This is a genomic window from Halogeometricum sp. CBA1124 (assembly GCF_009741955.1).
Taxonomy (GTDB): Archaea; Halobacteriota; Halobacteria; order Halobacteriales; family Haloferacaceae; genus Halogeometricum; species Halogeometricum rufum.
Genome location: NZ_WPCD01000214.1, coordinates 1 through 6,168 on the forward strand (window position 1 = coordinate 1; position 6,168 = coordinate 6,168).

2 protein-coding genes, 1 tRNA gene and 4 pseudogenes are annotated in these 6,168 nt (G+C 70.2%); 4 read left to right on the forward strand and 3 right to left on the reverse strand.

Annotated elements, in window-relative coordinates; genetic code table 11:
• The 4 genes and pseudogenes from GJ632_RS18425 to GJ632_RS18440 all read left to right on the forward strand — a co-directional run.
• Window positions 1–598, forward strand: a pseudogene (locus tag GJ632_RS18425) (arginase family protein); the annotation flags it as partial.
• Window positions 595–1,806: an imidazolonepropionase gene (gene hutI / locus GJ632_RS18430; RefSeq protein ID WP_343161254.1), complete on the forward strand. Its 1,212-nt coding sequence runs from the start codon at window positions 595–597 to the stop codon at window positions 1,804–1,806. The pseudogene GJ632_RS18425 and the gene hutI, both read left to right, overlap by 4 nt.
• Window positions 1,799–3,432, forward strand: a pseudogene (hutH, locus tag GJ632_RS18435) (histidine ammonia-lyase). Before hutI ends, hutH begins: the two are co-directional and overlap by 8 nt.
• 172 nt (window positions 3,433–3,604) lie before the next feature.
• Window positions 3,605–4,350 (forward strand): annotated as a pseudogene (locus GJ632_RS18440) (DUF2270 domain-containing protein).
• A gap of 25 nt (window positions 4,351–4,375) precedes the next feature.
• Here GJ632_RS18440 and GJ632_RS18445 read toward each other — a convergent pair.
• The 3 genes and pseudogenes from GJ632_RS18445 to GJ632_RS18455 all read right to left on the reverse strand — a co-directional run.
• Window positions 4,376–4,612: a hypothetical protein gene (locus GJ632_RS18445; RefSeq protein ID WP_089807162.1), complete on the reverse strand. Its 237-nt coding sequence runs from the start codon at window positions 4,610–4,612 to the stop codon at window positions 4,376–4,378.
• Between the two features lie 553 nt (window positions 4,613–5,165).
• Window positions 5,166–5,240: transfer RNA gene (locus tag GJ632_RS18450), tRNA-Glu, on the reverse strand.
• A 109-nt stretch (window positions 5,241–5,349) separates the two neighbouring features.
• Window positions 5,350–6,168: pseudogene (locus GJ632_RS18455) on the reverse strand (amidohydrolase family protein); the annotation flags it as partial.

Sequence of the window (6,168 nt, forward strand, 5' to 3'; positions counted from 1 at the left end):
GCCTCCTCGTCGGTGCCGGCGTTCCTCGGCGGCGACAACTCGCTGACATACCCGAACGTCGCGCCACTCCTCGACCGAGACGACGCCGGCCGCGTCGCGTCGTCAGTTTCGACGCGCACCTCGACTGCCGCGAGGTGCGGGCCGGGCCGACCAGCGGAACGCCCTACCGGCAACTGCACGACGCCGGACTCGACACCCTCTGCGTCGTCGGCGCGCGGCACTTCGAGACGACGACGGCGTACGCCGACTACCTCGCGCGCGCGGCGGGAGCGTCCTCACCGCCGAGTCGGTCGGCGCGGGCGTCGACGCGACCCTCGAACGGGTTCGAACGGCGCTCTCGGACGTGGACACGGTCTACGTCAGCGTCGACGTGGACGTGCTGGACGCGACGGCCGCGCCCGGCGTGAGTGCGCCGACGCCCGGCGGCCTCTCCTCGCGGGAACTGTTCGCCCTCGTCCGCGGCGTCGCGGCCGACGACAGAGTCCGCGGGTTCGAGGTGGTAGAGTGCGCGCCGTCGCTGGACCCGACGCCGACCGGGCACACCGCGGCGACGGCCGCGCGCGCCGTCGCGCACTTCCTCGGGGGTGCGGGCGCGTGACGGACCTCCTCCTGACCGACGCGGCGGAAGTCGTCACCTACGCCGACCACGAGCGATTCGAGCGAACCGAGGACGCCGCCGTCGCCGTCGACGACGGCCGCGTCGTCGCCGTCGGACCGACCGCGGCGGTGACCGACGACCACCCCGAGAGCGACGCGGACGCCGTCGTCGACTGCGCGGGGCGCGCCGTCGTGCCGGGGTTCGTCGACCCGCACACCCACGCCCTGTTCGCGGGCGACCGCTCGGACGAGTTCGAGGCCAAACTCCGCGGGCAGACGTATCAGGAGATTCTCGAAGCGGGCGGCGGCATCCTCCGAACCGTCGAGGCCGTCCGCGCGGCGTCGACCGACGAACTGGTCGCGAACCTCCGCGACGAACTCGACGTGATGTTGGCGCACGGGACGACGACCGCCGAGGTGAAGTCGGGCTACGGACTCGACGCGGAGACCGAACTGCGGATGCTCGACGCCATCGACCGCGCGGCCGCAGAGCACCCGGTCCGGGTCGTCCCGACGTTCATGGGCGCGCACGCGGTGCCGACGGGGCGCGACGCCGACGACTACGTCGAGGAAGTCGTGACCGAGCAGATTCCCGCCGTCGCCGAGCAGGGAGTCGCGGCGTTCTGCGACGTGTTCTGCGAGGAGGGCGTCTTCGACGTGGCGCAGTCGCGTCGCGTGCTGGAGGCGGGGATAGAACACGGCCTGACGCCGAAGGTCCACGCCGAGGAGTTGAGCCACCTCGGCGGGACGCAGTTGGCCGCCGAGGTGGGCGCGGCCAGCGCGGACCACCTCCTGCACGCCACCGACGAGGACGTCGACGCCCTCGTCGCCGCCGACGTGACGCCCGTCCTCCTGCCGGGGACGGCGTTCGGTCTCGGCGCAGCGTACGCCGACGCCGAGGCGTTCCTCGACCGCGGCGCACCCGTGGCACTCGCGACCGACCTCAACCCGAACTGCTACTCGCAGAGCATGCCGTTCGCCATGACGCTGGGGTGCGTCGAGATGGGACTGACGCCCGCGCAGGCCCTCGGCGCGGCGACGGCGAACGCCGCCCGCGCCGTGGACAGACCGGACGCCGGCCGACTCGAACCGGGGTCGCCCGCGGACCTCGCGGTGCTGGACGCGCCGAGTCACGTCCACCTGTCGTACAACTTCGGGGTGAACCCGGTCGATACCGTCGTCGTCGGCGGGGAGGTGGCGCATGAGTGACGGCGCCTCGGACGCCGTGACTCCCGACACCGTCGTCGTCGACGGCGAGTCGCTCACCCCCGAGGACGTCGAGGCCGTCGCTCGCCGCGGCGCGCGAGTCGAAGTCGCCGAGGAGGCGCGGGCGGCCGTCGTCGCCGCCCGCGAACGCGTCGACGAAATCGTCGAGAGCGGACAGGCCGTCTACGGGCTGAACACCGGGTTCGGCGAACTGGTCGACACCCGCATCGAACCGTCCGAAGTCGAACAGCTCCAGACGAACCTACTCCGGAGTCACGCCTCCGGCGCGGGGCGGACGCTCGACGCGGAGGAGGTCCGCGCGATGCTTCTCACCCGGCTGAACGCCCTCGCGAAGGGCTACTCGGGCGTCCGCGAAGTCGTCGTCGACTACCTCGCGACGATGCTGAACGAGCGCATCCACCCGGTGGTTCGCTCGCGCGGGAGCTCGGCGCGTCGGGTGACCTCGCCCCCCTCGCGCACCTCTCCGGGGTCCTCATCGGCGAGGGCGAGGCGACGGTGGCCAGTGAAGCCGCCGGCGACGACGACTCCGCGCCGAACGGAGACGGCGGCCGAGAACGGCTCTCCGGCGCGGACGCGTTGGCGACGGCGGGGTTGACGCCGCTGACGCTCGCGCCGAAGGAGGGGCTGGCGCTCATCAACGGGACGCAGTTGACGACGGGCATCGCGGCGTTGCTCGTCGTGGACGCCGAACGACTCTGCGAGGCGGCCGACGCCGCCGGAGCTCTGACGACGGAGGTGACGATGGGGACGACGGCAAACTGCGACCCGGCCGTCCACCGCGTCCGGCCCCACGGCGGGCAGGCCGCGGTGGCCGAGCACGTTCGGGCGCTCACGGCCGACTCCGAGATAGTCGAGTCGCACGCCAACTGCGACCGGGTGCAGGACGCCTACTCCGTCCGCTGTCTCCCGCAGGTCCACGGCGCGGTGCGCGACGCCGTCGCCCACCTCCGCGAGGCGGTCGCGGTCGAACTCAACAGCGCCACCGACAACCCCCTCGTGTTCGACGCGAGAGAGGCGGACAGCCGAGCCACCGGCACCGACGACGCCGTTGTCATCTCCGGCGGCAACTTCCACGGCGAACCGCTCGCCCTCCGCCTCGACTACCTCGTGAGCGCGCTGACCGAACTCGCCGCCATCTCGGAGCGTCGCGTGGACCGGACGGTGAACCCCAACCTGCAGGAGGACCACCTGCCGCCGTTCCTCGCCGCGGACCCCGGACTCGACTCGGGGTTCATGATTCCGCAGTACACCGCGGCGTCGCTGATAAACGAGATGCGCGCGACCGGTCGCCCGTCGATGGACAACACGCCCGTCAGCGGGGGGCAGGAGGACCACGTGAGCATGAGTGCGACGAGTGCGCTCGCGGCCAAATCCGCGCTGTCGAACGCCCGGACCGTCGTCGCCGTCGAACTGCTTACCGGGGCGCAGGCGTCGGAGTTCGTCGACGACGCCCTGTCGCACGGCCGGGGGACGGCCGCCGTCTACGAACTCGTCCGGGAGGTGTCGCCGCCGGTGACCGACGACCGGAGTCTCGACGACGACATCGAAGCCGTCGCAGACGCCGTCGCCGCGGGCCGCCTCGAAGAACGCCTCGCCGACGCCGTGTGAGCGACGACGCCACGCGAGAGACGACGCCGTGTGACGGCGACGACGCTCCGAGGGGCGCGGGCGCGCCGGTGACGTTCACGAACGATTCACCGGAAAGACGGTGTGTCCGGCCCCCGCGTCGCCGGGTGACACACAACCGTTTTCACCGTCACCACAATATCGGGCAATAGTGATGCCCGAGGGTCGTAGCGAGGCGCCGGACGACGGGCCGGCGGTCGACGAACACGTCGGCCGCGGACTGCTCGACGTGGACATGGGCCCGAGTTCGGCGATGGCCCACCTCTACCGCGGCGAGATACACCGGATGAAACTGTGGCGAGAGCGACTGGACCGGACGACCAACTGGGCGGTCATCCTGATGGCCGCGGTGCTGACGTGGGCGTTCTCGCAACCGTCGCATCCGCACTACATCCTCCTCCTCGGCAACGCCGCCGTCGGCCTCTTTCTCTCCATCGAGGCCCGCCGGTACCGCGCGTACGACGTGTGGCGCTCTCGCGTTCGCTACCTGCAAGAGCACGTCTGGCACCCGGACTGGACCCCGACTCGCCCCTCCGCGACGAGGACTGGCGCTCCGAACTCGCCGAGGACTACCGCAACCCGACGCTGAAGATATCGTTCGAGGAGGCACTCGCCCACCGCCTCCGCCGGGTGTACCTCCCCCTGTTCGCCGTCCAGAACGGGGCGTGGTTGCTCCGCGTGACGGCGTTCTCCGCCGACCCGTGGCCCGAGAGCGCGGCCGTCGGGATGATTTCGGGCGTCGCCGTCACCGCTATCGTCGTCGCCCTGTTCGCCGCCGCGGCGGTCATCGCCTACCGCCCGCGGACGTGGCACACGCGGGGCGAACTGCTGTCCGAGGAACTCCGCGAGAACCGCACGGGGTCGGGTCCGACGGCGGGCGAGGACGAACGGCGCATCTGAGACGGCGGCGCGGCCGACGCGGCGCTCAGAACCGGTACTCGTCGTTCGAGGGTCGCTCGGTGTAGTCCGCCTGCAGTCCGAGCGCTCCCCGAACGGCGTCCTGAAGCGTGACTTCGGATACCTCGACGCCGGCGTGAGCGCTGTAGACCGACATCATCGGCGTCCGCTGTCGACGACGGAGGCCGGCGAGGAGGCCGACGAACAGGGCGGCGGGGGCCACGCTGAGTACCGCCATGAACACGAGTGCCTGTAGCGCAGACATAGGGTACCGTTCGCGGCCCGTGACGTGAGACTGGCAGCTAGAGAGCTAGCAGGTTCGCGGGGACGGGGCTAGCATGCGTAACCCGGGCGACGAGGCGGAGATGGAACTCCACGACGTGATTCAGTGAGAAAGTGCTCCGGCAGGGATTTGAACCACGGTCGCGAATCGGAGATTCGCTCCCTGATTCAAATCCCTTCGTACAGCATTCGTCTCGTAGAACGTGCGAGCGACACGCTACGCGGTCGCTCGCGGATTCGTGTTCGACAGAAATGCTCCGGCAGGGATTTGAACCGATGCAAGACGGTCGCGCTCACTCCGTTCGCGCGCTGCGACTTGCAGGGTTCAAATTCCTGTGTGTCTCAGTTCTCTCGAATCGAGTGTCGCGGAGATGGAACTCCACGACGTGATTCAGTGAGAAAGTGCTCCGGCAGGGATTTGAACCACGGTCGCAACGAGTTGCTCCCTGATTCAAATCTCTCCGTCGAAATTTCCTCTCACACGGTGTGCGAGCGACACGCTACGCGGTCGCTCGCGAATTCGTGTTCGAGAGAAATGCTCCGGCAGGGATTTGAACCCTGGTCATCACCGTGAGAGGGTGATATGATTGGCCGGACTACACCACCAGAGCGCATCCTATCGTATCGCACCGACGAATAAAACCGTTCCGTTTCGGGACGGGTGTGTCGCGCCGTGGCGCATCGCCGCGGCGGGTCGGGCGGTCGGTTACGGGCGTCCGCTCACGCCACTCGCTCGCCGTCGCGGTAGACGGCCGCGGCGTCGCGCCACGCGGTCACGTCCTCGTTCGGGTCGTCGTCGAGAACCAGCAGGTCGGCGCGATAGCCCTCGGCGACGCGCCCCACGTCCGAGAGGCCGAGGAGTTCGGCGGCGGTGACAGTGGCGGCTTCCAGCGCCGCCGCCGACGTGAGTCCGTACTCGACCATCAGTTCCATCTCGCGGAGCGCGTTCTCGCCGTGGAAGTTGAACGGCGTCCCCGCGTCGGTGCCCATCGCGATGGTCACGCCCGCGTCGAGGGCGTGTTCCCACGCGCGTTCGAACCGCTCCTGTGCGTCCTCGGCCTTCTCGACGGCCTCTTCGGGGATGCCCGCCTCGACGCCGTTCTCGACGATGCCCTCCAACGCGCTGGCCGTCGGCACCCAGTACGTCCCCTCGCGCGCCATCAGTTCGGCCGTGTCCTCGTCCATGAACGTGCCGTGTTCGACGCTCGTGATGCCCGCGCGGACGGCGTTCCGGATGCCCTGCCGCCCGTGCGCGTGCGCCGCCGTCGGGACGCCCTTCGCCGACGCCGCGTCCACGAGCGCTGACAGTTCCTGCTGCGTGAGTTCCGGCGCGCCGGTGACCGCCCCCTCGGTGAGGACGCCGCCCGTCGCCATCGTCTTGACCACGCCCGCCCCGCGCTTCAGTTGTTCGCGGGCGGCCTTCCGCACCTCGTCCGCGCCGTCGGCCTCGCGGCCGAACCAGTGGCCGTGTCCGCCCGTCATGACGACGTTCTCGCCGCAGGCGACGACGTCGGACCGTCGAGGACGCCCTCGTCGACG